This window comes from Streptomyces sp. NPDC090499 (assembly GCF_044769305.1).
Taxonomy (GTDB): Bacteria; Actinomycetota; Actinomycetes; order Streptomycetales; family Streptomycetaceae; genus Streptomyces.
Map to the genome: position 1 here is coordinate 1,671,316 of NZ_JBIVXP010000001.1, position 25,898 is coordinate 1,697,213.

Consider the following 25,898-nt stretch of genomic DNA (forward strand, 5'->3'; position numbering starts at 1 on the left):
GATGGGCGAGTGAAAGAAGAGTCGCCCGCACCGACGCCCGTCATCCTTGGCATTGACGACCTCCGGCCGCTGCCCTGGGTCCCGCAGATCGCGCGCACCAGCGGCGAAGGTGTCAAGCTCCTGCAAGAGCACCGCGACACCTTCATCGACGAACTCTGGCTCGACCACGACCTCGGCGGCGACGACAGCATCTTGCCCGTGCTGACCCTCATGGAAGAAGCCGCCTTCAATGGACGGCCCTTCCGAATCGGAACGGTCTTCGTGCACAGCGCCAACCCCATTGGCGCCGAGACCGTCGTCCGGTCGCTCACACGCTGGAACTACCAGGTCCGGCGGGCGACGGCCTAGGAATCTGGTTTTGAGGTCTGGCCTCATCCGTATCAGGTCGATCATGACGCCTTCCGCACCCTGCCCTTCGCTGGGAAAGCGGCTCGACGCCGGTGACCGGAGTACGCCGGAATCCGACCGTGTTCGCGGCTGCTGGTGTCAGCCGCTGGTGTCAGACATCCGTGGCTTGCTTGACGGTCGTCCTGGCCAGGGCGTAGAGGTGCTGCTCAATTTCCGTCGCCAGCATGACGGGCCTTGGTGAACACTCCAGTCGATATCTGAAGCGCCGCGCCAAGCACGACGATCCCCAGGGCAACGGTGGAAACAACCATCCCCGCTCCGGAAGGGAAGCCGAGGAGTTTGGCTCCGCCGTCCAGGACGAAGCCGCCACCCATCGCTATCCGACCCCAACCAGCCCTGGGCGACCGCGCAGACGCTGCGATTGCCCGGCTACCGGTCAAGGTCAACACGCCCAGGACTACGACGAAGCAGCCGGAGCCCAACATGATCCACGCAGACATGGCACCCCCGAAGGAACGCTACTACACAAGGTCAAGCCGCACCCGCTTCCCTCCTCAACCACCACTCACCCCAGCTCTCATCGCGTCTGCCCGGCTCCGCCTGGGCCGATGGCAGACGGGACGGCAGCACCCCACACACGCCACTGCCCGCCGGCATCCGCGAACGGCGCGCCCGGCGGAGCGGAGCGCAGCCAGTTTGACCCCGTAGAGAAAGTTGCAACTCGCGGAGAGGAGGCCCGGACGAACAGGCCCCGGTGGAAGTCGCCGATGAGGGTGCGCATGCGGCCGGGCAGGGGGGCGCCGTCCGTGATCGTGAAGACGTCGGCGGCGGTGGCCGTGGCCTGCTCGGCGTCGCCCTGGTGGAGTTGGGCGAGGGCGAGTTGGGCGGTTGCGAGTGCGCTGTTGCGCCGGAAGGGACCCGGGATTGTGGCCAGTGCACGGTGCGCCATGGCCTCGGCGTGAGCGGGGCGTCCGCTGTTGAACTGCACGCTGGCGGCGAGGTGGTCGAGTTCGGCCTGGCCGTAGAAGGCCGTCCAGCGCGGACGTTCGCGCTCCGCCGCCTTGGTGCAGGTGCTCTGGGCGGAGCCGAGGGATCGCAGGCCCTCCCGCCCGTCACCGAGAGCCGCGTAGGCGAGGGCGACGCGGCCGCCCCGGCGAGTCGAAGAACGGGTCCCGGCGGGCTGCACAAGAAGCTTGCGCGGCTTGCGCGGCCGCGAGTGCTTCGGGCCAGTTGTGACGCTGGTGGGCGAGCATGGAGAGGTTGACCCACACGCGCATCTCGGTGGGGCCGTCCTGGGAGAGGCCGGCGTAGGTCGCGGATTCGTGCAGGTACTTCTGGGCCTGGTCGAGGTTGCGGGCGTCGATGCAGGACCAGGCCGCGATGGTGGTGTACTCGGCGGCCGGCGCGTACAAGGCCTGCTGCAGACACTCACGCAGGCAAGCGGACCCGAGGACGGGCTACTGCGCCATGGCCTACCTCAGCGGGAAAGAGGCCTGCCGCTCCCATTGCCGTCCGTTGTGGACCAGCAGGTCGACCGTCGACACGCGCGTCACGAGGGGGAGGCTGGTCAGCAGGGCCGCCTCGGCCCTCGCCATGACGGACTCGTCCTGGCCTTGGGCGACGGTGAGGTGCGGAACGATGTCGTCGAATGCGCCGCCGAACGGCGGGTTCTCCGGCCACCGTTCGACGATCGCCTCCGTGAGGCGCCTGAAGCGGGTGGCCGGTTCGGGGGCGGGGGCCAGATACAGCACTCCCGGGAACCGGCCGCAGTGGTCGAAGCGGGCCTCGAACGGCCGGTGGTGAGAGAGCAGGTCGCCCAGCGCGGCGCGGACACCGCCGTCGACCAGCCTCGCGTCGAGGAACGGGAAGAGTACGGTGACATGGGCCGGGACACCGGCACGGGCCGAGGGGTCGAGGCGGTCACGCCACGCCCCCACCGCGGGCTCCGCCTCCGGGACCCTCACGATCAGCCCGGACTGGCCCGCCCGAAAGGCATCCGGCTGCACGTCGTCCATCGCCCCTGTCTATCAGCAGTTCCCGGCCCCGGGCAGCGGCATGGCCCAAGGAGACCTGTCTGTCCGGGAGTTGACTACGGGCGGGCCGGCCTCGGGCGGAGCACCAGGGGCCGAACCTGGACACGATCTGAGGTTAGGCTAACCTAAGCTTCATCCCGTCCGGCGGTGTTTCCGCACGTCCGAAAGCAGCCACACCTATGTCCAACGTCAGAGCAGCCCACCTCACCCGCCGTGGCATCCTCGCCGCGGGCGGCGCCCTCGGTCTCGGCGCCGCGCTCGCGGCCTGCGGTGACGACGACGCGAAAAGCGGCTCCTCCGACAAGGAGACCACGGCCGCCAAGTCCGGCCCCTGGACGTTCAAGGACGACCGGGGCACGACCGTGAAGCTGGACAAGGTCCCGGCGAACATCGTCGCGTTCGTCGGCGTCGCCGCCGCGCTGTACGACTACGGCGTCAGCGTCAAGGGCGTCTTCGGCCCGACGAAGACCAAGGCCGGCAAGGCCGACGTCCAGGCCGGCGACATGGACATCAGCAAGCTGACCGTCCTCGGCAACGAGTGGGGCCAGTTCAACATCGAGAAGTACGCGGCACTCGCCCCCGACGTTCTCATCACCACCATGTTCGACGGCGCCGGCACCCTCTGGTACGTCCCGGAGGAGTCCAAGGACAAGATCGCCAAGCTGGCCCCGAGCGTCGGCATCTCGGCCTACGACCGCCAGCTGACCGTCCCGCTCCAGCGGGTCTGGGCTCTTGCGGAGTCGCTCGGCGCGGACATGACGGCGAGCAGGGCGACCGACGCGAAGAAGCGGTTCGAGGAGGCCTCGGCCCGGCTGCGCGCCGCGGCCAAGGCGCACCCCGACATCAAGGTGCTGGCCGGTTCCGCCGCCCAGAGCATCTTCTACGTGTCCGGCTCCAACCTCTCCGTGGACCTGGAGTACTTCAAGGCCCTCGGCGTGAACTTCGTCGAGCCTTCGGCGTCCGTGCTGAAGGCGAGCGGTGGCTGGTACGAGTCGCTGAGCTGGGAGAACGTCGACAAGTACCAGGCCGACATCATCATGATGGACGACCGTACGGCGACCATCCAGCCCGCCGACATCACCCAGGCCACCTGGAAGAAGCTCCCCGCGGTCAAGGCCGGCCAGGTCATCCCCCGCTCCCCCGAGCCGATCTTCTCGTACGACAAGTGCGTCGCGATGGTGGAGCACCTCGCCAAGGCGATCGAGACGGCGAAGAAGGTCAGCTGACCCGCCCCGACAGTTCGTACAACTTCCTGACTCTCAGGAGCTCATATGACGACGGCCGTAGCCGCCCCGTTCCGTTTCTTCTCCCTCCAGGTCGCACGGACGAGGCGGCTCGGTCCGTCTCTGGTCCGGGTCACCTTCGCCGGTGCCGATCTGGCCCACTTCCACTCCCACGGACGCGACCAGTCGCTCTCCCTGTTCCTCCCGGCCGAGGGGCGCACCGAGCCCGCCGTGCCGATCGAACTGGGTGACAACTGGTGGCAAGGGTGGCGCGAACTCCCGGACGACGTACGGGCCGTGATGCGCTCGTACACGCTGCGGGGACTGCGCCGCGACCCCGACGAGATCGACATCGACTTCGTGCTGCACGGGATCGAGCCGGGGGCGGCCACCCCCGCCGGACCCGCGTCCCGATGGGCGGCACGGGCGGGCGCCGGGGACCGGGTGGTGCTGCTCGGCCCGGCGGTCGCCGACAACCGGGCGATCCGGTTCCGGCCGCCCGAGGACACCGACCTGGTGCTGGTGTGGGGCGACGAGACCGCCGTACCCGCCGCGACCGCCGTCCTCGAATCGCTGCCCGCCGGCACTCGCGTGCGCGCCTGGCTGGAGGTGCCGTGCGCCGGGGACGTCCAGGACGTGGCGACGGAGGCGGACGCGGAGATCACCTGGCTGGTGGGCGGCCGCGACGCCCTGGCGGAGGTCCGGGCGGCGCAACTCCCCTCCCACGCCCGCCCGTACGCCTGGATCGCCGGGGAGTCGGGGCGGGTGAAGGAGCTGCGCCGGCACCTCGTCGGCGAGCGCGGGATCGACCGGCGCCGGGTCACCTTCGTCGGGTACTGGCGGCGGGGCCTGACGGAGGAACAACTCCGGACGGCCGGCGAGTAGTCCGAGGCGGGTGGGTGGTCACGGCCGCCGGCGTGACCGCTGTCACGGGAGGGGCAGCGTTTCACTCGCGTTAGTTAGGTTAGCCTTACCTAAGTGGAGCCGATCGCTCCCCTCCCCCGCACGGATCGTCCCGGAGGACCCCCTCATGCGCTCGCACCTGCTCAATGACCTCACCGCGGAGCAGTACCGCCGCTCCGTGACCGAAGGAGTAGAGCGGGTGGCGGCCAGACTCGCCACCACCGAACGTCCGTTCACGGGTGTCACCGTCGACGCCCTCTCCCCCCGCATCGACGGCATCGACCTCGACCGGCCGCTGCACGACACCACCGCGGTCCTGGACGAGCTGGAGGACGTCTACCTCCGCGACGCCGTCTACTTCCACCACCCCCGCTACCTCGCCCACCTCAACTGCCCGGTGGTCATCCCGGCGGTGCTCGGCGAGGCGGTGCTCTCCGCCGTCAACTCCTCCCTGGACACCTGGGACCAGTCGGCCGGCGGCACCCTCATCGAGCGGAAACTGATCGACTGGACGACCGCCCGCATCGGCTTCGGTGCCGCGGCCGACGGCGTGTTCACCTCGGGCGGCACCCAGTCCAACCTCCAGGCGCTGCTCCTCGCACGCGAGGAGGCCAAGGCCGAATCCCTCGCCGACCTGCGGATCTTCGCCTCCGAGGTCAGCCACTTCAGCGTGCGGAAGTCGGCGAAACTGCTCGGCCTCGGCCCGGACGCGGTGGTCTCCGTCCCCGTCGGCGCCGACAAGCGGATGCAGACCGTCGCCCTCGCCCGCGAGCTGGAACGGTGCAAGGACGACGGCCTCGTGCCCATGGCGGTCGTCGCCACCGCCGGCACCACCGACTTCGGCTCCATCGACCCGCTCCCCGAGATCGCCGAGCTGTGCGAGCAGTACGGCGTGTGGATGCACGTCGACGCGGCCTACGGCTGCGGGCTGCTCGCCTCCCTGCAGCACCGGGACCGGCTCGCCGGCATCGAGCGCGCCGACTCTGTCACCGTGGACTACCACAAGTCCTTCTTCCAGCCGGTGAGTTCGTCCGCGGTACTGGTCCGGGACGGGTCGACCCTGTGCCATGTCACATACCACGCGGACTACCTCAACCCCCGCCGCATGGTCACCGAACGCATCCCCAACCAGGTCGACAAGTCCCTCCAGACCACCCGCCGCTTCGACGCCCTGAAGCTGTGGATGACCCTGCGCACCATGGGCGCCGACGGCATCGGCGAGCTCTTCGACGAGGTCTGCGCGCTGGCACAGGAGGGCTGGAAGCTGCTCGTGGCCGACCCGCGCTACGACGTCGTCGTCGAGCCGACCCTCTCCACCCTCGTCTTCCGCTACATCCCGGCGGCCGTCACCGACCCGGCCGAGATCGACCGCGCCAACCTGTACGCCCGCAAGGCCCTGTTCGCCTCCGGCGACGCGGTGGTCGCGGGCACCAAGGTCGGCAGCCGTCACTACCTGAAGTTCACCCTGCTCAACCCCGAGACCACGACGGCCGACATCGCCGCCGTCCTCGACCTGATCGCCGGCCACGCCGAGCAGTACCTGGGAGAGTCCCTTGACCGCGCGTCCTGAACACCCGACCGAGACCTATGACTTCGTGGGGATCGGGCTCGGGCCCTTCAACCTCGGCCTCGCCTGCCTCACCGAGCCGATCGCCGGACTCGACGGCGTCTTCCTCGACTCGAAGCCCGACTTCGAGTGGCACGCCGGCATGTTCCTGGACGGCGCCCACCTCCAGACCCCGTTCATGTCGGACCTGGTCACCCTCGCCGACCCCACCTCGCCGTACTCCTTCCTCAACTACCTGAAGGAGAAGGGCCGGCTGTACCCGTTCTACATCCGCGAGAACTTCTATCCGCTGCGGGTCGAGTACGACGACTACTGCCGCTGGGCGGCGAACAGACTGACCAACGTCCGCTTCAACACCACGGTGACGCAGGTCCGCCACGAGGCGGAGCACTACCTGGTCACGACGGCGGCCGGCGAGACGTACCGCGCCCGGCACCTGGTCCTCGGCACCGGCACCCCGCCGCACATCCCCAAGGCCTGCCGGGACCTGGGCGGCGACTTCATCCACAACTCGCGCTACCTGCGGCACAAGCAGGAACTCCAGTCCAAGGAGTCGATCACGCTGGTCGGCAGCGGCCAGTCCGCGGCCGAGATCTACTACGACCTGCTCAGCGAGATCGACGTCCACGGCTACCGCCTGAACTGGGTGACCCGCTCCCCCCGCTTCTTCCCGCTCGAATACACCAAGCTGACGCTGGAGATGACCAGCCCGGAGTACGTCGACTACTTCCACGCCCTGCCCGAGGCGACCCGCTACCGGCTCACCGCCGAGCAGAAGGGCCTCTTCAAGGGCATCGACGGCGACCTGATCAACGAGATCTTCGACCTGCTCTACCAGAAGAACCTCGGCGGCCCGGTGCCGACCAGGCTGCTGACCAACTCCGCCCTGACCGCGGCCGCTTACGACAACGGCACCTACACCCTCTCCCTCCGCCAGGAGGAGCAGGGCAAGGAGTACGAGATCGAGACCCAGGGCCTGGTCCTGGCCACCGGCTACCGGTACACGGAGCCGGAGTTCCTGAAGCCCGTCCGCGACCGGCTGCGCTACGACGCGCACGGCAACTTCGACGTGGCCCGCAACTACGCGATCGACGTCACCGGCCGGGGCGTCTTCCTGCAGAACGCCGGCGTCCACACCCACAGCATCACCAGCCCCGACCTGGGCATGGGCCCCTACCGGAACGCGTACATCATCCGCGAGCTGCTCGGCTCCGAGTACTACCCGGTGGAGAAGACGATCGCCTTCCAGGAGTTCGCCGTATGAGCACGATGACGATGACCTTCACCTTCCGGGCCCTCGACCCCCTCCAGGACGCGGAGCTGGTGCACCGCTGGGTCACCCACCCCAAGGCGGCCTACTGGATGATGCAGGACGCGAAACCGGAGGACGTCGAGCGGGCGTACATGGAGATCGCGGCCGACGAGCACCACCACGCGCTGCTCGGCCTCGGCGAGGACGGGGAGCCCGCCTTCCTCATGGAGTACTACGACCCGGTGCACCGGGAGCTGGCCGGGCTGTACGAGCCCGAACCGGGCGACGTCGGGATGCACTTCCTCACCCCCGCCACGGACACCCCCGTGCACGGCTTCACCAGGGCCGTCATCACGGCCGTGGTGGCCCGTCTCCTCGAGGACCCGGCGACCCGCCGGATCGTCGTCGAGCCGGACGTCGGCAACAGGGCCGTGCAGGCGCTGAACGAGGCCGTCGGGTTCGTGCCCGTACGGGAGATCCAGAAGCCGGAGAAAAGAGCGTTGCTGAGCTTCTGCACCCGGGAGCGGTTCGAGACGGCGGTGGCCGCCGTATGACCCTCGCCGACGCCGTGGCCCACCTCTCCCCCGAACGCTGGGAGAAGGCCAACCGGCTCCTCATACGCAAGGCCCTCGCGGAGTTCGCCCACGAGCGCCTCATCACCCCGGAACGGGACGGGGAGCCGCCGGAGTCGTACGTCGTCCGCAGCGACGACGGGCTCACCCGCTACCGCTTCACCGCCGTGCGCCGCGCCCTGGACCACTGGCAGGTGGATCCGGAGTCCATCACCCGTACCCGGGACGGCGCCGGACTCCCGCTCGCCGCCCTGGACTTCTTCATCGAGCTGCAGAAGTCCCTGGGGCTGAGCGACGAGGTCCTGCCGGTCTACCTGGAGGAGATCTCCTCCACCCTCTCCGGTACCTGCTACAAACTCACCAAGCCGCAGGTCCCGGTCGCCGAGCTCGTCCGGGCCGGGTTCCAGGACATCGAGACCGGGATGACCGAGGGCCACCCCTGCTTCGTGGCCAACAACGGGCGGCTCGGCTTCGGCGTCCACGAGTACCTGGCGTACGCCCCCGAGACCGCGAGCCCGGTCCGGCTGGTGTGGCTGGCGGCCCACCGGTCGCGGGCCGCGTTCACGGCGGGGGTGGGGATCGAGTACGAGTCGTTCGTCCGGGACGAGCTGGGCGAGGCGGCCGTCGAGCGCTTCGACGGCGTGCTGCGCGACCGGGGCCTGGACCCTGCCGACTACCTGCTCATCCCGGTGCACCCCTGGCAGTGGTGGAACAAGCTCACCGTCACCTTCGCCGCCGAGGTCGCCCGCGGGTACCTGGTCTGCCTGGGCGAGGGCGACGACGGGTACCTGGCCCAGCAGTCCATCCGGACCTTCTTCAACCGCTCGCAGCCGGAGAAGCACTACGTCAAGACCGCTCTCTCGGTCCTCAACATGGGCTTCATGCGGGGTCTCTCGGCCGCCTACATGGAGGCCACCCCGGCCATCAACGACTGGCTGGCCCAGCTCGTCGACAACGACCCGGTGCTCAGGTCCACCGGCCTGTCGATCATCCGCGAGCGGGCGGCCGTCGGCTACCGGCACCTGGAGTACGAGCAGGCGACCGACCGGTACTCGCCGTACCGGAAGATGCTGGCCGCGCTGTGGCGGGAGAGCCCGGTGCCGTCCCTGCGGGAGGGCGAGTCGCTCGCGACCATGGCCTCCCTGCTGCACGTCGACCACGAGGGCGCCTCCTTCGCGGCCGCGCTGATCGAGCGGAGCGGGCTACCGGCCCGGGAGTGGCTGCGGGCCTACCTCCGGGCCTACTTCACGCCGCTCCTGCACAGCTTCTACGCCTACGACCTGGTGTTCATGCCGCACGGCGAGAACGTCATCCTGGTCCTGGCGGACGGGGTCGTACGGCGGGCGGTCTACAAGGACATCGCCGAGGAGATCGCGGTCATGGACCCGGACGCGGTGCTGCCGCCGGCGGTGGAGCGGCTGCGGGTGGAGGTCCCGGAGGAGAAGAAGCTCCTCTCGATCTTCACGGACGTCTTCGACTGCTTCTTCCGCTTCCTCGCCGCGAACCTCGCGGCCGAGGGGGTCCTGGCCGAGGACGACTTCTGGCGGACGGTCGCCGAGGTCACCCGCGAGTACCAGGCGTCGGCGCCCGAACTCGCCGACAGGTTCGCCCGGTACGACATGTTCGCGCCCGAGTTCGCGCTGTCCTGCCTCAACCGGCTCCAGCTGCGCGACAACCGGCAGATGGTGGACCTGGCGGACCCGTCGGGCGCCCTCCAGCTGGTCGGAACCCTGGAAAATCCCGTCGCGGGGTTCTGATCCGGGACGGCGGGCTCCCCCGAGTACGGTCCTCGGGGGAGCCCGCCGGTCATGTCACCCCAGGGATGCGGGCCAGGGCACCTGCGGAGACCGGTAGTAGGGGATGCCGAGGGCGTCCCATCGCGGGGCCTGGGCGGCGAGCCGCACCTTGTAGGCCTCCCAGGAGTGGGTGGCGGCCGGCGACCAGCCCAGCTCCGCCACGCCCGGCAGCCTCGGGAAGGCCATGTAGTCGATGTCGGCGTCCGTGACGATCGTCTCGGTCCACAGCGGGGCCTCGACGCCCCTGACGGCCGAGGCGGGGGCGCCGGCCAGGTAGGTGCCCGGGTCCCAGTCGTACGACCGCCTCACCTCCACCAGTCCGGCCCAGTCCTGGCCCAGCGGGGTGTCCTCGGTGTACTTCATGTCGAGGTACACCCGGTCGGCGGGCGAGAGGATCAGCCCGGTGCCGTGCTGGGCGGCCCTGACGACCTGGGCCTTCTCGTCGGCACTGGTGTCGTCCAGGCCCCAGTACTGCGCCAGGGCCCCCGGCGCCGGGTGGGCGCCGGTCAGCTGGTGCCAGCCGATCACCGTCTTGCCGTACTTCGCGACGACCGGCTGCACCCGGTCCATGAACGCGACGTAGTCCTCGTGGCCGGTGGAGTGCGCCTCGTCGCCGCCGATGTGGAGGTAGCGGCCGGGGGTGAGGGCGGCCAGTTCGCGGATGACGTCGTCCACGAAGTCGTACGTCGCCTCCTTGCCGACGCAGAGCGAGCTGAAGCCGACCTCCGTGCCCGTGTACAGCGGCGGTGCCGTGCCGTCGCAGTTGAGGCCGGCGTAGGAGGCGAGGGCGGCGTTGGTGTGGCCGGGCATGTCGATCTCGGGGACGACTTCGAGGTAGCGGGAGGCGGCGTACCGGACGATCTCCCGGTACTCGGCCTTGGTGTAGAAACCGCCCTTGCCACCGCCGACCTGGGTCGAGCCGCCGTAGCTCGCCAGGCGCGGCCAGGCGTCGATCGCAAGGCGCCAGCCCTGGTCGTCGCTGAGGTGCAGATGCAGCTCGTTGATCTTGTAGAGGGCCAGCTGGTCGATGTAGCGCTCGACCTGGGCCACGGTGAAGAAGTGCCGGGAGACGTCGAGCATCGCGCCCCGGTAGGCGTAGCGGGGGCGGTCGGTGACGGTGCCGCCCGCGACCAGCCACGGGCCGGGCTGCACGGTGTCCTTCTCGACGGCCGCCGGGAGGAGCTGGCGCAGGGTCTGGACGCCGTGGAAGAGACCGGCGGGCTCGGCGGCGGTGACGGTGACGCCGTCGCGGCCGCTGTCGAGCCGGTAGCCCTCGGCGCCGAACGGACCGTGGGACAGGACGAGCCGGATGCCCGCCGCGCCGTGGGCGGTCACGGGCAGCCGGTAGCCGGTCGACGGGCGCAGCAGGTCCGCGAGGTACTCGGCGACCCGGTGGGCCGGCCCGGAGCCGTCGACGCGGATCGCGGTGGTGCGGGTGATGCGGTACGGCGTGCCGCCGGGGACGACCGAGGCGGGCGCCGGGACGACCCGGCCGAGCGGGGTCGGCACCGTCGCGGAGGACGCCGGGGCGGCGCCGGCCGTGACGGCACCGGCCGCCGCGACCAGCAGCAGGGACCCGAGGACGCGGCCCGTACGGGGGGTTCGGGGAGTCGTTCTGCGGTGCGTTCGCACATGCGCTCCCTTCAGCGGGGGTCGAGACCGACCAGGATTGGTCGAGACCACTCTCCCGCACTTCCGGTGGAACAATCCCCGGGTGGCGGAAATCATCCAGAAGGACGGCACTTGGGTCTTCGACGGCGCCGTGCTGCGGCTGACTCCCGGGCGGGACAAGAACGTCGGGGTGCTGCGCCGGGCCCTGGGTGAACTGGCCGTCCCGCTGGGCGCGCTGGCGGGGATCTCCTTCGAGCAGGGCCGCAGGCAGGGGCGGCTGAGGCTGCGGCTGCGGGACGGCGCCGACCCGCTGCTGCACGCCACCGGGGGCCGCCTCGCCGAGCCCCACGACCCCTATCGGCTGACCGTCGAGCCGGACCGGTACGGAGTCGCCGAGTACCTCACGGACGAGGTGCGGGAGGCGCTGCTCCTGGAGCGGGTGCCGGGGACGCCGGTGGGCGAGTACCTGCTGCCGGGGCCGCCGCTGCCGCTGTCGGTCTCCGCCGGGGACGGCACGGCGTCGTTCGACGGGGAGCGGGTGCGCCTGGAGTGGAACTGGAAGACGGAGGACGCCAAGGCCGCCGCGGGTCCGCGCACGCTGGCCCTGGCGGACATCCTCGGCGTGGAGTGGCAGCCGTCCGCCGGTCTCGAGAACGGCCATCTGCGGTTCCGGGTGACCGGCGCGCCGGTCCGGGAGCGGGCCAAGTACGACCCGAACGCGGTGGAGCTGTGGGGGTTCCGGCGCGATCCGCTGATGGCGCTGGTCGCGGCGGCGGTGCAGGCCCGGCTGCCGCATCCGTCGGCGGCCGCCGCGGCGGAGGCGTCCCGGGAGCCGGACGCGCCGGCCGGGGACGACCACGACGCGCTGCTGCGCCGGCTGCGCGAACTGGGTGAGCTGCACCGCGTGGGGATGCTCACCGACGAGGAGTTCACGCGGGCCAAACAGGCGGTCCTCAAACGCTTGTGAGGACCGCCTGCGGGTGCCCTGCGCCCTGCCTTCCGGCGCACGGCCTCACTGCTTGCGCTCGCCGGGCCCTACTTGGCCTTGCGCGCCACGGTGAAGTGGTCGATGCGGTCGCCGGTCTCGGCGATGCCCGACACCTTCAGCTTGGCGTACTGGCCGCGCGGGGCGGGCTCGACGTCGACGCGCAGGAAGGAGTAGTTGAGGTAGCGCACCCGGGACCAGGTGACGGTCTCGTTGACCTTGCCGTCCTTGGTGTTGATGAAGGAGGCGACGGAGTCGACCTCGTTCAGGTGGCCCTCGTAGGAGTCCGGGGCGGTGAACGCGTAGAGGCTGCGGCCGGCCGCGCCCGCGGTGACGTAGACGACACCCTCGGTCTCGGAGTAGGCCGTCTCGCCGATCGGGAGCTTCTTGACGACGGTGTTGCCCTTGATGACGTCGGTGCGCTCGTACTGGTGGTTGTGGCCGTTGATGACCAGGTCCACCGTGTACTTCTCGAACAGCGGCACCCACTCCTGTCGCACGCCCCCCTCCGAGGCGTGCGCCGTGGAGGTGCAGTAGGCGCAGTGGTGGAAGAACACGACGATGAAGTCGATGTCCTTGGAGGCGCGGAACTTCTTCAGCTGCGCCTCGAACCACGTGGTCTGCGTGCCGCCCGAGATGCCCAGGTTCGCCGGGATCTCGAAGGAGACGTCGTTCGGGTCGAGCGAGATGATCGCCGTGTTGCCGTGGACGAAGGAGTAGACGCCCGGCAGGTGGTTCTTGTCCGGCCCGTTGTCGGGCAGGGTGAAGCGGGCCTCCTCGCCGCCGTAGCCGTTCGGCGAGTACCAGGCCTCCATGTCGTGGTTGCCGTACGACACCATCCACGGCACGGACTTGGCGACCGACTCGGTCTGGGCCAGGAACTGGTCCCAGGTGCGCGAGTCGAAGCCGGTGTCGGTGGACTTGCCCTGGCCGGCCGGGTCACCGTAGGCGATGTCACCGGCGTGCAGGTGGAAGCTGGGGTTCTGGCCGAGGATCAGGCTGTCGTTGGCCAGGGCGTGGTAGCTGACACCCTGGTCGCCGAAGGCCGTGAAGGTGAACGGCTGCTTGTTGCGGGGCGCGGTGGTGAAGGTGCCTATGGTGCTGGCGAACTGCGGCGAGGCCGGGTCGAAGCCCTCGTGGCCGACGCCGTAGAAGTACTGCCGGCCCGGCTTGAGGTTGGCCAGCTTGGCGTGCACGTAGTACTGGGTGTGGTCGCCGCTGGCGCCGATGCCGGCCGGGGTGTAGAGGGTGCGGATCTCGGCTTCGATCTTGACCGAGAGGTGCGAGGCGTGGGTGCCGATGCGGACGAACGGCTTCTTGACCGCGACCGGGACCTGCCAGGAGATCGTCATCTCCGTGCTGGCGTCGTTGCCGAAGGCCAGGTGACGGCCGAACGGCGCCACGTAGGCGCCGTCGACGTACTGGGTGGCGGGGGCGGAGGACTGGGTGGGGACGGCGGCCTGGGCGGTGCCGCCCAGGACGAACGAGCCGCCCGTGACGGCGCCGAGGGTCACGGCACCGCCTCTGATCATGGAGCGCCGGGAGAACTTGGCGCGGAGGTACTCGTGCTGCTCGGCCATGCTCATGCGGTCGGCGAGCTCATCGGGTACGCCCATACGAGGAATGTCCATGGCGTCTGAAAATCGTCTCCACAAGCAACGTGGCGCAAGACACAGGATGGACAGGCTACGAACAGCACCCCATAAGAGATTCAACAGTCCGTTGCCCGGAATCGGGCAGGATTCTTGCGAATCCGGCGCCGGTACCCGAGGATCTACCGGGTGCACGACGAACTCGTTGATCATCTGATGCGGTCCTCTCCCCTGAGCCGGGGCGAGGCGCTGCGGGTGATCCAGGACGTGCTCGCCTACTTCGACGAGACGACCGCGGACTACGTCCGTCGCCGCCACCGCGAGCTCCAGACGGAAGGCCTGGTCAACGCGGAGATCTTCGACCGGATCGCGGCGGACCTGAAGTACCGGGCGGTCGCCCCGCCGGAGCTCACCCTCCGGCAGCTTCGTCGCATGGTCTACGGATGACTACGGCTTAGGGATACGGAACACCCATATATGTGCGGAATTGTCGGATACATCGGTAGGCGCGACGTCGCCCCCCTCCTCCTCGAAGGTCTCCAGCGGCTGGAATACCGCGGGTACGACTCGGCGGGCATCGTCGTCTCCGCCCCGAAGACGACCGGTCTGAAGATGGTGAAGGCCAAGGGCCGGGTCCGCGACCTGGAGGCCAAGGTACCCGCGCGCTTCAAGGGCACCACCGGCATCGCCCACACCCGCTGGGCCACCCACGGCGCCCCCTCCGACGTGAACGCCCACCCGCACATGTCGGCGGACCAGAAGGTCGCCGTCGTCCACAACGGGATCATCGACAACGCCTCGGAGCTCCGCCGCAAGCTGGAGGCGGACGGTGTGGTGTTCCTCTCGGAGACCGACACCGAGGTCCTCACCCACCTGATCGCCCGCTCCCCGGCGGAGACCCTGGAGGAGAAGGTCCGCCAGGCGCTGCGCGTGATCGAGGGCACCTACGGCATCGCGGTCATGCACGCCGACTTCCCCGAGCGGATCGTCGTCGCCCGCAACGGCTCCCCGGTGGTCCTCGGCATCGGCGACAAGGAGATGTTCGTCGCCTCCGACATCGCGGCCCTGGTCACCCACACCCGCCAGATAGTGACCCTCGACGACGGCGAGATGGCCACCCTCAAGGCCGACGACTTCCGCACCTACACCACCGAGGGCACCCGGACGACGGCCGAGCCGACCACCGTGGAGTGGGAGGCCGAGTCGTACGACATGGGCGGCCACGACACCTACATGCACAAGGAGATCTTCGAGCAGCCCGACGCGGTCGACCGCGTGCTGCGCGGCCGGATCGACGACCGCTTCTCCACCGTGCACCTGGGCGGCCTCAACCTGGACGCCCGCGACGCGCGTGCCGTGCGCCGGGTGAAGATCCTCGGCTGCGGCACCTCGTACCACGCGGGCATGATCGGCGCCCAGCTGATCGAGGAGCTGGCCCGCATCCCGGCCGACGCCGAGCCCGCCTCCGAGTTCCGCTACCGCAACCCGGTCGTCGACCCCGACACCCTGTACATCGCGGTCTCCCAGTCCGGTGAGACGTACGACGTGCTCGCCGCCGTCCAGGAGCTGAAGCGCAAGGGCGCGCGGGTGCTGGGCGTGGTGAACGTGGTGGGCTCGGCGATCGCCCGGGAGGCGGACGGCGGCACGTACGTGCACGCGGGCCCGGAGGTCTGCGTGGTCTCGACGAAGTGCTTCACGAACACGACGGTCGCGTTCGCTCTGCTGGCGTTGCACCTGGGCCGCATCCGCGACCTCTCGGTCCGCGACGGCAAGCGGATCATCGACGGCCTGCGCAAGCTGCCGGCCCAGATCTCGGAGATCCTCGCCCAGGAGGCGGAGATCGAGAAGATGGCCCAGGAGTACGCCGAGGCCCGCTCGATGCTCTTCATCGGCCGCGTCCGGGGCTACCCGGTGGCCCGGGAGGCCTCCCTGAAGCTCAAGGAGGTCTCCTACATCCACGCGGAGGCGTACCCGGCGTCGGAGCTGAAGCACGGCCCGCTGGCGCTGATCGAGCCGGCCCTCCCCACGGTGGCGATCGTCCCCGACGACGACCTCCTGGAGAAGAACCGCGCGGCCCTGGAGGAGATCAAGGCCCGCAGCGGCAGGATCCTCGCGGTGGCCCACCAGCACCAGGAGAAGGCGGACCGCACGATCGTCGTCCCGAAGAACGAGGACGAGCTGGATCCCATCCTGATGGGCATCCCCCTCCAACTCCTCGCCTACCACACGGCGAAGGCCCTGGGCCGCGACATCGACAAGCCCAGGAACCTCGCCAAGTCGGTGACGGTGGAGTAACGCGGTTTTGCGAGTACCGGCCGGTGGGGGCTGGTCGCGCAGTTCCCCGCGCCCCTTACGGGGCGCTGAGTCGTCGCGAGGATCAACGCGCCCCTAGGGGCGCGGGGAACTGCGCGAGCGACCCCCACCGGCCGGCAGGGGCCGGACAACCGAACGGACCCCCACGTGTGCCACAGAGCCACGGGGGGTCCGTTCTTCATGTCGCCGGGGACGCCCAACTCCCCGGCGTCGGCTGCCTTGTCAGCCGTGGGCCGTCACCCCCCGGCCGGCAGCCCGTCCCGGCAGCACCGTCGGCCAGTGCGCGAGCGCGGCCGTCGCGGCGTACCAGGCCACCGCCCCCGCCGCCACCGCAACCCAGCCGCCGACCTTGGTCAGTGACGAGCTGTCGGCGAACTGCGCGACGGCGAGCACCAGCATCGCCAGGAACAGCAGTCCGTGCATGCCCTGTCCGAGCTGGTCGCCGCCCGCGAGGGTCAACGACAGGGCCACGAGGGCGAAGAGGAGCAGGAAGAGCCCGGCGCCGTTGGCCGAGGTGTGGCCGCCGGACGAGACGGCCCAGGTGAACCAGAGGGCGCCGAGGGCCACATAGCCCGTGCCGTTCGCGGCGTCACGGTCACGGAAGGCCAGCAGGCCGACCAGGAAGAGGGCGACTCCGCCCACGTAGTGGGCGATTGACACGGCGTCGGAGGTGGTGACGTCGTCGATGACACCGGTGGTACCGAGTCCGAACGCCAACAGGGTGATACCCAGGGCGAGTCGACCGGCCACGGTGGTGGTTCCGCTTCCCGCAGAGACGTCGTTGTCCACGGCGGGCTCCCTTCATGCTTTGTGCAGTTGTGCGCGGTGACCGATATATGCCCTTCACAAGGGCACAAACACCTCTGCACGCCAGGAATTTCAGGCGCTGCACGAAGAGAGCCGGACCGTTCCCACGGCACATCTCACCTGGGAGAACGTGGAGTTACGGAATGACAACGACAGGCCGCTTGGCCCGCTTGGCGAGCCGCCCGGCGACGGAGCCGAAGATCCGCCCGACGATCCCGTGGGTCGACCCCACGACGATCGCGTCGGCCTCGTACTCCCGCCCCACCTCTTCGAGTTCGTGGCAGATGTCACCGCCGCGCTCGACGAGGATCCAGGGCACTTCGGCCAGGTAGTCGGCGCAGGCGAGTTCCAGACCGAGCACCTCGGTGCGGTGGTCGGGAACGTCGACGAAGACCGGTGGCTCGCAGCCGGCCCACACGGTGGTCGGCAGTCTGTTGGCGACGTGGACGATGATCAGCCCTGCGCGGGAGCGGTGTGCCATCCCGACCGCATAGGCGAGGGCGCGCTCACTGGAGGTGGAGCCGTCGAAGCCGACGACCACCCCGTGCTTGAAGGCGGGATCGCAGGAAGGGCGTGGCTCTTCCGCCGCCAGCGCATCGGCCGCCGTGGGGTCGGCGACCGGCCGCTTGCGGTCCGCTGGATCGAAGAATTCGTGACCGGCCATGGCTGTCTCGGCGTAGTGATCCTTGTGTGGGAGGGACGACAGTGTGCGGCGAGCTTGTGTCCGGGAAACATCTTCCCAACCCCATACCCCCAAGGGTACGGCGGCACGCCTCCTCAGCCCAGATCCCGCGCACTCTCCGTAGGGGACCGTCCCCGGAGTCGGTTAGGGGTTCCAGGGAGCATGCACGAGCAGCGCCCGTAACGCAATGGTTGCTGCCCCGTACAGGCGGTTTGCACAGGATTCGGACAGCACGGGAGCCCACGCACGGTGACCGACCGCTCGAACGCGCGTTGATCCCGGTACGAGTGCGTCACGAGGGAGTACCACCATGTCCGGACCGCGCCGCACCACCCCCGCCCCGCACCGCGCCCCCACCTCGCGCCGCGCCCCGGCCCCACGCCGCGCCCCGGCCCCACGCCGCGCCCCGGATCCGCACCGGGGTCCCGATCCGCACCGCGGCCCCGACCCGCACCGCGCCCCGGACAGCGCCGGCGACGTGGTCCGCTGGGCCGCGTTCTCCTGCGTGCTCGTCCCCGTGGTGCTCCTCTGGTACGGCACCTCGGCGGCCGGCGCGGCCGGCACCGCCCTCGGCCTCGCCGCCGTCACCGCCGCGTGCCGCTTCCTGCTGCGCCGTTCGGAACTCTGCGCGAGGCTCGGCGGGGAGCGCCGGACGGCGACCCGGGGAGGCGGACGTCACACCCGGGGCACTACACCGGTCGACTGACCGGTTTCCGTGCACACCAACGCTTCTTTTCAGCCAACTTGGCGGACCTGCGCAAGGGGGGCACCAACCACCCCCCAACCCCCGTTCCACCTGCACGGAAAGGGTCCGCAGGCCCCTCCGCACCCTACGCGGTTTGGCCACCGCGACGAGGCGCACTTCCCTGCACGGCCCGTGAGTGCAACCCTTCGTGATCGAATGCTTCACGCCAAGTTGTCATGTCGACAATCGACGGCGTGTCGAACTGGTCAACGCAAGACCGCGGAAACCAGTAGATTCGATCTTGACGTCTTACGGCGGGGGACTCGTGCAGGACCGAGGGGAAACGTGCAGGAGCGACACAACCGAGGAGCCGCGACCACCGAGGGGGGCTTAGCAGGATGAGCCACGACTCCACTGCCGCGCCGGAAGCCGCGGCCCGGAAACTGTCCGGGCGACGCCGCAAGGAGATCGTCGCGGTGCTGCTGTTCAGCGGCGGCCCCATCTTCGAGAGTTCCATACCGCTGTCGGTGTTCGGGATAGACCGCCAGGACGCCGGCGTACCGCGCTACCGACTGCTGGTGTGCGGTGGCGAGGAAGGCCCGCTGCGGACCACAGGGGGCCTGGAACTCACCGCGCCGCATGGCCTGGAAGCGATCTCACGCGCCGGCACGGTCGTCGTACCGGCCTGGCGCTCGATCACCGCGCCGCCGCCCGAAGAGGCGCTGGACGCGCTGCGCCGTGCCCATGAGGAAGGGGCCCGCATCGTCGGGCTGTGCACGGGTGCGTTCGTGCTGGCCGCCGCTGGGCTGCTGGACGGCCGCCCGGCCACCACCCACTGGATGTACGCGCCGACGCTGGCCAAGCGCTATCCGTCGGTGCACGTCGACCCGCGAGAGCTCTTCGTGGACGACGGCGACGTCCTCACCTCCGCCGGTACGGCGGCCGGAATCGATCTCTGTCTCCACATCGTGCGGACGGACCACGGCAACGAGGCGGCCGGCGCGCTCGCCCGCCGTCTGGTGGTCCCGCCGCGCCGCTCGGGCGGTCAGGAGCGCTACCTCGATCGATCTTTACCAGAGGAGATCGGCGCCGACCCGCTCGCCGAGGTCGTCGCCTGGGCGCTGGAGCACCTCCACGAGCAGTTCGACGTGGAGACGCTGGCGGCTCGCGCGTACATGAGCCGCCGCACCTTCGACCGCCGCTTCCGTTCCCTGACGGGCTCGGCGCCGCTCCAGTGGCTGATCACGCAACGGGTCCTCCAGGCGCAGCGCCTCCTGGAGACGTCGGACTACTCGGTGGACGAGGTGGCGGGCCGCTGCGGCTTCCGCTCCCCCGTCGCCCTGCGTGGCCACTTCCGCCGCCAGCTGGGTTCGTCCCCGGCGGCGTACCGGGCCGCGTACCGGGCACGCCGCCCGCAGTCCGACCGCCCCGAAGCCCCGGAACCGGCCCCTCTGCCGCCCACGGGCCCGCTCCCGGTCCAGTATCCCGAGGGCGTACTGCCGATGCAGACCCGCAGGACGGCAGCGGTAGGCCTCTCCCCCAGCCTCCCCGGTCCCCGCACCGGCAGCTGACCCTCCGGTCCGCCCGCCCGAACCCTCGGGTGGGCGGACCTCACCCCTCGCCCACCGGCGGGGCCGCAGGCATGCCGCGAGGCCGCCCCTGGCGTGCCGCCCCTGCGACGACGACGGCGTGCAGCCCTCTCTTCGGCCCGTCCGGTGCCTGCGGCTGCCGCAGCCCCCGAGGGCGACGTCGATCAGCTCCCTCCAGCCCGTCCGGCGCGTGAGGGCGAGGCCGTAGGCCGATGCCGCGGGGGTGCAGGGGCGGCAGCCCGCGGAGACGTCGGCGCTGCACCGGGGGCACCCAAACGCCGACGTCAGCTTTAGGGTGGTCGCATGAACGATCGCATGGTGTGGATCGACTGCGAGATGACCGGCCTCTCGCTGTCCGACGACGCGCTCATCGAGGTGGCCGCACTGGTCACCGACTCCGAGCTGAACGTGCTCGGCGAGGGCGTGGACATCGTCATCCGTCCGCCGGCCAAGGCACTGGAGACGATGCCGGAGGTGGTGCGGCAGATGCACACCACGTCCGGCCTGCTCGACGAGCTGGCCGGCGGCACGACGCTCGCCGAGGCCGAGGAGCAGGTCCTGGCCTACGTACGGGAACACGTGAAGGAACCCGGCAAGGCCCCGCTGTGCGGAAACTCCGTCGGCACCGACCGCGGCTTCCTGGCCCGGGACATGGCGGCCCTGGAGGGATACCTCCACTACCGGATCGTCGACGTGTCCAGCGTCAAGGAGCTGGCCCGGCGCTGGTACCCGCGGGCCTACTTCAACAGCCCGGAGAAGAACGGCAACCACCGCGCCCTCGCCGACATCCGCGAGTCCATCGCCGAACTGCGCTACTACCGCGAGGCCGTCTTCGTACCGCAGCCCGGCCCGGACTCGGACACCGCGCGCACGATCGCGGCCAAGCACGTCCTGCCTGCGGAGTAGGCCCCCCGGGAGGCCCCGGAAGCGGCTCCCGGAAAGCCGTGCGCGAGCACCCCTTCGGACCCTGTACACTTTTTCTCGGCCGGTCGGAGAAACCACAGAATCCGCCGCCGGTCGTGGTGGGTGTAGCTCAGCTGGTAGAGCACCTGGTTGTGGTCCAGGATGCCGCGGGTTCGAGTCCCGTCACTCACCCTTGAAGAAAGGCCCCTGGCCTGCAGAAACGCAGGTCAGGGGCCTTTTGTTACCCAACTTGGCCAAACGCGGCCGGATTTTCGATCTGCCGCCCGGTCCCATGGCGACCATCGGGACCGGACCTGCAAGGACGACGGCATGGCGCGTTTCCAGATCCGCTGGCTCCAGGGCGGGCGCGTCGGTCCACGCTGCTCCGTGGAGTCTCACCGGCATCGACAAGCAGACCCGTGACGACCACCTCGGCGAGGTGGACCGCCGCCAGGATCCGGGGACCGGGCGGTGGATCCGCCGGCCTACCGCTCCGCCTCTCGTGCCGGGTCCTCCCAGAACGGGTCCACGGGGACGTTCCAGCCTCGCGCCATCGACAGGATCTCCGCCCGGGTCTTCGGCCAGGCGAACCGGAGAACGCGGTCGAGTACCTCCCTGCTCTCCAGGAAAAATTCCAGGAAGGTGAAGTACGCCGTGTCCACCAGCCGACCCGAGGGGTCGTTCTCCAGCCCCTCGATGAACTCGAAACAACGCTTCAGGAAGTCCTCTTGCTGGCGTTAACGGTTTGAGCTGGCCCCACTTTTCCGGCCCGAGTTGGCCCCACCAGAACATCGAACGAGAGCTGCTTCCGGTCTGAGTTGGCCCCGGGTTCCGGCTTGAGTTGGCCCCGGTCTACTGACTGACGGTGAAGATGACCGCTCGGCCGTTCTGCGCCGCAGTGAGGTAGAAACTCCTCAGTCCGGGCAGGAACGCCTGGGTGTAGGCGATGTCGTCGGCGTCGCCGGTGCCCTGGTAGGCGTCGAACTTGAGCGTGGCGAAGCGATCGCTCAGCCACTGCCCGTCCAGTGGCTCCAGGGCTTTCGCGACCTCGCGGACCTGATCCGCAGTGACGTAGCAGACGATGTAGTTGTCTCCTTCGTGCAACGGCACTCCGCCGAGGATGACGTGCGACAACGGGTAGTCGCCGTTATCGAAGGCGAGGTCGCCGTCAGTGAAGCACCGGTGGAGGGCGTCCCAGGACTTGTCGAGTTCGAACAGGTGGTCCATGTCCCACTGGTCCTCGACCTCTGCGACGAGTTCGATGACCTCGTCGTCGTCCTGGCAGGCCAGGAAGCGTTCGGCGTCCTGGGCCTCCAGAGCGAAGAGCACCGCGCGAGCCGCCATCGTGTCCTCCCACCGCCGCGAAGATTCGTTCCGCGTGATCCAACCACACGGCTGGCGGTCGGGTGCGATGGGCTGCTTCTATCGCTTGGCCTGCTGTTTGGCTTTGGTCTGGGCGAGTCGGTAGGACTCGGTGCCTGTCTCGATGATGGTGCCGTTGAAGGTGAGGCGGTCGACGATGGCCGCGCAGAGGCGGGGGTCGGTGAAGGTCTTGGTCCAGCCTCCGAACGATTCGTTCGAGGCGATCGCAACACTGTTCTTTTCCTCGCGCTCGGTCAGAACCTGGAACAGCATCTCGGCGCCGCGGCGGTCCAGTTCGAGGTAGCCAAGCTCGTCGATGCAAAGGAGATCGACGCGGCCGTAGCGGGCGATGGTCTTGGTCAGCTGCTTGTCGTCGGCTGCTTCGACGAGTTCGTTGACCAGGCGGGCGGCGAGCGCGTAGCGGACCCGGAAGCCGGCCATCGCGGCGGCGGAGCCGAGCCCGATCAGCAGGTGGGTCTTGCCGGTGCCGGAGTCGCCGATGAGGCAGAGCGGCTCGCCCTTCTTGACCCATTCGCAGGTGGCGAGGTTGTTGACCAGGGCCGGGGTGACGTTGGGGTTCGCGGTGTAGTCGAAGTCGGACAGCCACTTCGAGCGCGGGAAACCGGCCGCGCGGATGCGGCGTTCGGACCGGCGTCGGTCGCGGTCCTCGCACTCGGCCATCAGCAGTTCGGCAAGGAAGCCGCGGTAGGACAGGTGCTCGCGTTCGGCTCGGTTGACGGTGTCGGCGAACTGGGCCCGCATGGTCGGCAGCCGCAGGACCCGGCAGGCGGTATCGATCGCGGCATCGGAGGCGGGCTCGGTCAGGGTGTGGTGCGGGCCGGTCATGGCTGTTCCTTTCCTGGTCGGTGCAGCAGCTGGTCCCAGCGTTCGAGGGCGGGCAGGGGTCGCTGGTCGACGGGCAGCCGGCTGGCCCGGCGCTCGGTCAAACTGGGCAGCGGCAGCTCGGGCGGTGTGACCAGCTCCGCCGGCATGGCGCTCGCGGTCACCGTCGGGGACCGGCCTTCGGTCTCGGCGGCCTTGCGGGCCTCCAGCGCGACCACGTCCGCAGTGCAGGCTCCGACCGCCAGGGCGGCACGGATCCCGGCGACGACGTCGCGGTGCTGCAGGTGCCGGTGCAGCAACAAGACGTGGACCAGGGCTTTCGTGCCGTCCGTCTCGCCGAGAGTGTGCTTGGCGGCGGCCCAGAACGCCTCGTGGGCGGGGGTGAAGGTGCCCTCGCGGCAGGCCTGGTCCAGGGCCTCGGAGCCGGCCAGGGCACCGGGCTTGGCCAGCAGGACCTCCAGGAAGTGGTCCAGCACGACCCGTTCGGCGCCTTTGGCGGTCAGCCGCGGGTGGCGGGCGATCTCCGTGCGGCCGTGGAAGACCACGACCTCGTCGGACCGCAGCAGCGCGTGGACGGTGCGGCCGATGAACCGGGCCGGGACCGAGTAGCGGCAGACCCGGACCGCGACCATGCCGTAGCGGTCGACGCGCGGACTGAAGGCGAGGCCGGTCTCGAACCCTTCCCCGGGCAGCGGCAACAGCAGAGGGGCCTCGTGGGCGAAGTCCTGGCCGATAGTGCGGATCCGCAACCCGATCCGGCGGCTCTCCTCGGCCTGCTCGAAACGGGCGAAGGCCTCGTTGAGCTCATCGAGGCTGTCGACGCGGGGCACGGGGGTGAGGTAGTTGCGGCGCCAGTAGCCGACCTGCCCCTCCACTCCGCCCTTCTCGTGCGCCCCGCGAAGGCCCGGCTCGCAGTAGAAAGGGGTGATCGAGAAGTGCTTGCGGAAGTCGGCCCAGCGAGGATGCTCTTCGCGCGAGCGGCTCTTGCGGATCACCCGCGAGACCGCCGGAGACAGGTTGTCGTAGCGGATCTGGCCAGCGAGGATACCGCCCAGCGTGCGAAACGCGTGGACGTGGCCGTCGAGGAAGGCCTCCTGCCCGCAGGACGCGGTGATCCGGTGGACCGCCTTGCCCGAGTAGGCAAGCCGGAACGCGAACACGAAGCACTTGGTGCGCTCGCCGGCCAGATCGATCCAGGCCTCGCCGAAGTCGACCTCCGCGTCCACGCCGGGCTGGTTGTGCCGAATCACGAACCCGGCCGCCGGCGTCGCCCCCGCGGCCTCGGCGATCTCCTGGCGGCGCTGGCTCACGTAATCCCAGACCGTCGAGTAAGCGATCTCGGCGCCGGCCTCGTGCTGAAGCCGGGTCAGGATCCGCTTCACGGTGTGCCGCTGCTTGGGCGGAGCGTCCAGATCGTCCAGCAGCCACTGGTCAATCGTCTTCTTGAACGGCTCCAACCTCGGCGAATGCCGCCTCGGAGTGCGGCGCGGCGCGGGGACCGCCGAGCACAAGGCCTCGCGCACCAGACGGCGGTGAACCCGGTACTTGCGCGCCAGCGCGCGGACCGACAACCCCTCGCGCCACGAGTCCCGGCGGATCAGTAGGAACAGCTCTTCCTTCGAGGACGCCATCCGGCATCGCCCCCTCACGGCGACCTACCGCGAGCATCCCAGCGCTCTCCGCAGGGTGGGGCCAACTCAAGCCGGAACAACCCCCGAACGCTCCCACGCGCCCCGCCGGTGGGGCCAACTCGGGCCGGAAAAGTGGGGCCAGTTCAAACCGTTAACGCCATCTTGCTCCGCGTCGTTTTCCGGAGATTCCATCACCGGCTGAAACAGTGGGTGCGCAAGGACTTCGGACAGGAGTGTCCCCGGATGAATGGCGACCTCCTCCCAATGGGTCACCTGCGACGCACTCAGACCTTCGCGCTCCGCCGCCATTTCGATGTAGGGCTCGACCTCCGGGAGCAGCCGCCTGAGCCGCACCACCAGATCATCGGACGAGATTCCCTACCATATTCATACCTTTTCATAGTGTGCCGCTCACCACATAACACTCCCCGAAGAACAGGCATCCTGCGCCCTGGCCGTCGGGGACCACGTCCAGCGGGTCCGTCAGTGACTCCGTGAGCTGCTTCGTCGCTTCCTCGAACCCGTAGTTGTAAGCGTCCACCGGGAACTGCGCGGCGCTGACGGCGCCGCCCACCACACCGAACGCCTTGGCGAAGCCACGGCCCTTGATCTTCTCACCCGTGGGCACGGCCCGCTGGGGCGCCTTCGGGTGGAGGTTCTCGGGGACGGCGAACTTCTGCCCGGTGACCTCACTCATCGATTCCGACGAGATAACTGTCTTGATGAGTTTGGACACCGTCTTGTCGAACCCCGATGTCTTCACGTTCTTCGTCACCTGCCCGGCCACGTCGTCCGAGTTGAGCGCGGTCCAGAGATCCTTCGACTCATTGATCGCCACCTTGCGATCGGAGTCGGAGAGAATCCCCTTTCCGTTGCTCTCCTTGGCCTTGCGGTCGTCCTCCAGCAAGCACGCAGGCCACCGAGTTTCGCGACGGCCTTCTCGATGTGCCATTTCGTGCCGTCGCCGCCGAAGGCCTTCCCCTTGTTCATCTCCTCGATCAGGGCCGTGGCCGTCTTGCCGTCGCCCTGGACGTCCGAGTCCGCGACCTGCGGCCTGATGTAGAGCTCCTAGATGATCTTCTCCAGGCGCTCGTTCTGCACCGTCGGCATATGGGCGCGCTTCCGGTCCATCCCCGGGTTCGGGTTCTTCTTGGGCTTGGACGGCTTGCTGGGGACGATCCGCCCGCCCACGCACTTGCCG

General features: G+C 69.5%; 26 protein-coding genes and 1 tRNA gene. 14 read left to right on the forward strand and 13 right to left on the reverse strand.

Annotated features, from left to right (window positions below):
* The first annotated feature begins 9 nt into the window (after positions 1-9).
* Entirely contained in the window at positions 10-348 is a 339-nt protein-coding gene (locus ACIQVL_RS07725; protein ID WP_403474706.1) for a cyclic-phosphate processing receiver domain-containing protein, read from the forward strand.
* A gap of 577 nt (positions 349-925) precedes the next feature.
* Here the strand turns inward: ACIQVL_RS07725 and ACIQVL_RS07730 are convergent.
* From ACIQVL_RS07730 to ACIQVL_RS07740, 3 genes are read right to left on the reverse strand one after another with little or no spacing between them, the layout of a single operon-like run.
* Positions 926-1,534: a hypothetical protein gene (locus ACIQVL_RS07730; RefSeq protein WP_403434271.1), complete on the reverse strand. Its 609-nt coding sequence runs from the start codon at positions 1,532-1,534 to the stop codon at positions 926-928.
* On the reverse strand, positions 1,461-1,760 hold the full coding sequence (locus tag ACIQVL_RS07735; RefSeq protein ID WP_403474707.1) for a hypothetical protein: 300 nt from the start codon (positions 1,758-1,760) through the stop codon (positions 1,461-1,463). Before ACIQVL_RS07735 ends, ACIQVL_RS07730 begins: the two co-directional genes overlap by 74 nt.
* A gap of 60 nt (positions 1,761-1,820) precedes the next feature.
* Complete coding sequence (locus ACIQVL_RS07740) at positions 1,821-2,363, reverse strand: 2'-5' RNA ligase family protein (protein WP_403474708.1); 543 nt, start codon at positions 2,361-2,363, stop codon at positions 1,821-1,823.
* A gap of 197 nt (positions 2,364-2,560) precedes the next feature.
* Between ACIQVL_RS07740 and ACIQVL_RS07745 the strand changes: the two genes are divergently transcribed.
* The 6 genes from ACIQVL_RS07745 (at position 2,561) to ACIQVL_RS07770 (ending at position 9,655) form a co-directional block, all read left to right on the forward strand.
* Positions 2,561-3,607 (forward strand): ABC transporter substrate-binding protein, encoded by a 1,047-nt coding sequence (locus ACIQVL_RS07745; protein ID WP_403474709.1) that lies wholly within the window; start codon positions 2,561-2,563, stop codon positions 3,605-3,607.
* A 45-nt stretch (positions 3,608-3,652) separates the two neighbouring features.
* Complete coding sequence (locus ACIQVL_RS07750; RefSeq protein ID WP_403474710.1) at positions 3,653-4,489, forward strand: siderophore-interacting protein; 837 nt, start codon at positions 3,653-3,655, stop codon at positions 4,487-4,489.
* A gap of 145 nt (positions 4,490-4,634) precedes the next feature.
* A complete protein-coding gene (gene desA, locus ACIQVL_RS07755) occupies positions 4,635-6,077 on the forward strand; it encodes a lysine decarboxylase DesA (RefSeq protein ID WP_403474711.1) in 1,443 nt (480 codons plus the stop codon).
* Positions 6,061-7,338 carry a lysine N(6)-hydroxylase/L-ornithine N(5)-oxygenase family protein gene (locus ACIQVL_RS07760; RefSeq protein WP_403474712.1) on the forward strand — a complete coding sequence of 426 codons (1,278 nt, stop codon included), beginning with the start codon at positions 6,061-6,063 and terminating at the stop codon, positions 7,336-7,338. The genes desA and ACIQVL_RS07760 overlap by 17 nt, the downstream gene beginning before the upstream one ends.
* On the forward strand, positions 7,335-7,880 hold the full coding sequence (locus ACIQVL_RS07765) for a GNAT family N-acetyltransferase (RefSeq protein ID WP_403434287.1): 546 nt from the start codon (positions 7,335-7,337) through the stop codon (positions 7,878-7,880). Before ACIQVL_RS07760 ends, ACIQVL_RS07765 begins: the two co-directional genes overlap by 4 nt.
* Complete coding sequence (locus ACIQVL_RS07770; protein WP_403474713.1) at positions 7,877-9,655, forward strand: IucA/IucC family protein; 1,779 nt, start codon at positions 7,877-7,879, stop codon at positions 9,653-9,655. The genes ACIQVL_RS07765 and ACIQVL_RS07770 overlap by 4 nt, the downstream gene beginning before the upstream one ends.
* 54 nt (positions 9,656-9,709) lie before the next feature.
* Here ACIQVL_RS07770 and ACIQVL_RS07775 read toward each other — a convergent pair whose 3' ends face one another.
* Positions 9,710-11,326 carry a beta-N-acetylhexosaminidase gene (locus tag ACIQVL_RS07775; protein WP_403474714.1) on the reverse strand — a complete coding sequence of 539 codons (1,617 nt, stop codon included), beginning with the start codon at positions 11,324-11,326 and terminating at the stop codon, positions 9,710-9,712.
* 82 nt (positions 11,327-11,408) lie between these two features.
* On the opposite strand from ACIQVL_RS07775, the gene ACIQVL_RS07780 reads away from it, so the two are divergent.
* Positions 11,409-12,272 carry a DUF4429 domain-containing protein gene (locus tag ACIQVL_RS07780; RefSeq protein WP_403474715.1) on the forward strand — a complete coding sequence of 288 codons (864 nt, stop codon included), beginning with the start codon at positions 11,409-11,411 and terminating at the stop codon, positions 12,270-12,272.
* Between the two features lie 68 nt (positions 12,273-12,340).
* On the opposite strand, the gene ACIQVL_RS07785 is transcribed toward ACIQVL_RS07780, so the two are convergent.
* Positions 12,341-13,906, reverse strand: a complete 1,566-nt coding sequence (locus ACIQVL_RS07785) for a purple acid phosphatase family protein (protein WP_403434299.1) — start codon at positions 13,904-13,906, stop codon at positions 12,341-12,343.
* A gap of 165 nt (positions 13,907-14,071) precedes the next feature.
* Between ACIQVL_RS07785 and ACIQVL_RS07790 the strand changes: the two genes are divergently transcribed.
* The gene (locus tag ACIQVL_RS07790; RefSeq protein WP_403434301.1) at positions 14,072-14,329 is read left to right on the forward strand and encodes a hypothetical protein; all 258 of its coding nucleotides are present in this window, start codon (positions 14,072-14,074) and stop codon (positions 14,327-14,329) included.
* A gap of 30 nt (positions 14,330-14,359) precedes the next feature.
* Positions 14,360-16,177, forward strand: coding sequence for a glutamine--fructose-6-phosphate transaminase (isomerizing) (gene glmS / locus ACIQVL_RS07795; protein ID WP_403434303.1), 1,818 nt, complete (start codon positions 14,360-14,362; stop codon positions 16,175-16,177).
* Between the two features lie 240 nt (positions 16,178-16,417).
* Here glmS and ACIQVL_RS07800 read toward each other — a convergent pair whose 3' ends face one another.
* Positions 16,418-16,984, reverse strand: a complete 567-nt coding sequence (locus tag ACIQVL_RS07800) for a GPR1/FUN34/YaaH family transporter (RefSeq protein WP_403434306.1) — start codon at positions 16,982-16,984, stop codon at positions 16,418-16,420.
* Positions 16,985-17,138: 154 nt separating this feature from the next.
* The gene (locus tag ACIQVL_RS07805) at positions 17,139-17,666 is read right to left on the reverse strand and encodes a universal stress protein (RefSeq protein WP_403434308.1); all 528 of its coding nucleotides are present in this window, start codon (positions 17,664-17,666) and stop codon (positions 17,139-17,141) included.
* A gap of 496 nt (positions 17,667-18,162) precedes the next feature.
* Between ACIQVL_RS07805 and ACIQVL_RS07810 the strand changes: the two genes are divergently transcribed.
* From ACIQVL_RS07810 to ACIQVL_RS07825, 4 genes are all read left to right on the forward strand, one after another.
* The gene (locus ACIQVL_RS07810) at positions 18,163-18,390 is read left to right on the forward strand and encodes a hypothetical protein (protein ID WP_403474804.1); all 228 of its coding nucleotides are present in this window, start codon (positions 18,163-18,165) and stop codon (positions 18,388-18,390) included.
* Positions 18,391-18,767: 377 nt separating this feature from the next.
* The gene (locus ACIQVL_RS07815; RefSeq protein WP_403434311.1) at positions 18,768-19,940 is read left to right on the forward strand and encodes a helix-turn-helix domain-containing protein; all 1,173 of its coding nucleotides are present in this window, start codon (positions 18,768-18,770) and stop codon (positions 19,938-19,940) included.
* Between the two features lie 321 nt (positions 19,941-20,261).
* Positions 20,262-20,864 carry an oligoribonuclease gene (gene orn, locus ACIQVL_RS07820; RefSeq protein ID WP_403434314.1) on the forward strand — a complete coding sequence of 201 codons (603 nt, stop codon included), beginning with the start codon at positions 20,262-20,264 and terminating at the stop codon, positions 20,862-20,864.
* A gap of 116 nt (positions 20,865-20,980) precedes the next feature.
* Positions 20,981-21,053, forward strand: a tRNA-His gene (locus tag ACIQVL_RS07825).
* 293 nt (positions 21,054-21,346) lie between these two features.
* On the opposite strand, the gene ACIQVL_RS07830 is transcribed toward ACIQVL_RS07825, so the two are convergent.
* The 6 genes from ACIQVL_RS07830 to ACIQVL_RS07855 all read right to left on the reverse strand — a co-directional run bounded on the left by ACIQVL_RS07830 (position 21,347) and on the right by ACIQVL_RS07855 (position 25,888).
* A complete protein-coding gene (locus ACIQVL_RS07830; protein ID WP_403474716.1) occupies positions 21,347-21,523 on the reverse strand; it encodes a hypothetical protein in 177 nt (58 codons plus the stop codon).
* A 190-nt stretch (positions 21,524-21,713) separates the two neighbouring features.
* On the reverse strand, positions 21,714-22,205 hold the full coding sequence (locus tag ACIQVL_RS07835) for a YfbM family protein (protein WP_403474717.1): 492 nt from the start codon (positions 22,203-22,205) through the stop codon (positions 21,714-21,716).
* A 78-nt stretch (positions 22,206-22,283) separates the two neighbouring features.
* The gene (gene istB, locus ACIQVL_RS07840; protein ID WP_359410648.1) at positions 22,284-23,069 is read right to left on the reverse strand and encodes an IS21-like element helper ATPase IstB; all 786 of its coding nucleotides are present in this window, start codon (positions 23,067-23,069) and stop codon (positions 22,284-22,286) included.
* Positions 23,066-24,697 (reverse strand): IS21 family transposase, encoded by a 1,632-nt coding sequence (gene istA / locus ACIQVL_RS07845; protein ID WP_403474718.1) that lies wholly within the window; start codon positions 24,695-24,697, stop codon positions 23,066-23,068. Before istA ends, istB begins: the two co-directional genes overlap by 4 nt.
* 397 nt (positions 24,698-25,094) lie before the next feature.
* Positions 25,095-25,604, reverse strand: a complete 510-nt coding sequence (locus ACIQVL_RS07850) for a hypothetical protein (protein WP_403474719.1) — start codon at positions 25,602-25,604, stop codon at positions 25,095-25,097.
* 161 nt (positions 25,605-25,765) lie between these two features.
* Positions 25,766-25,888: a hypothetical protein gene (locus ACIQVL_RS07855; protein ID WP_403434321.1), complete on the reverse strand. Its 123-nt coding sequence runs from the start codon at positions 25,886-25,888 to the stop codon at positions 25,766-25,768.
* Between the last annotated feature and the right edge of the window lie 10 nt (positions 25,889-25,898).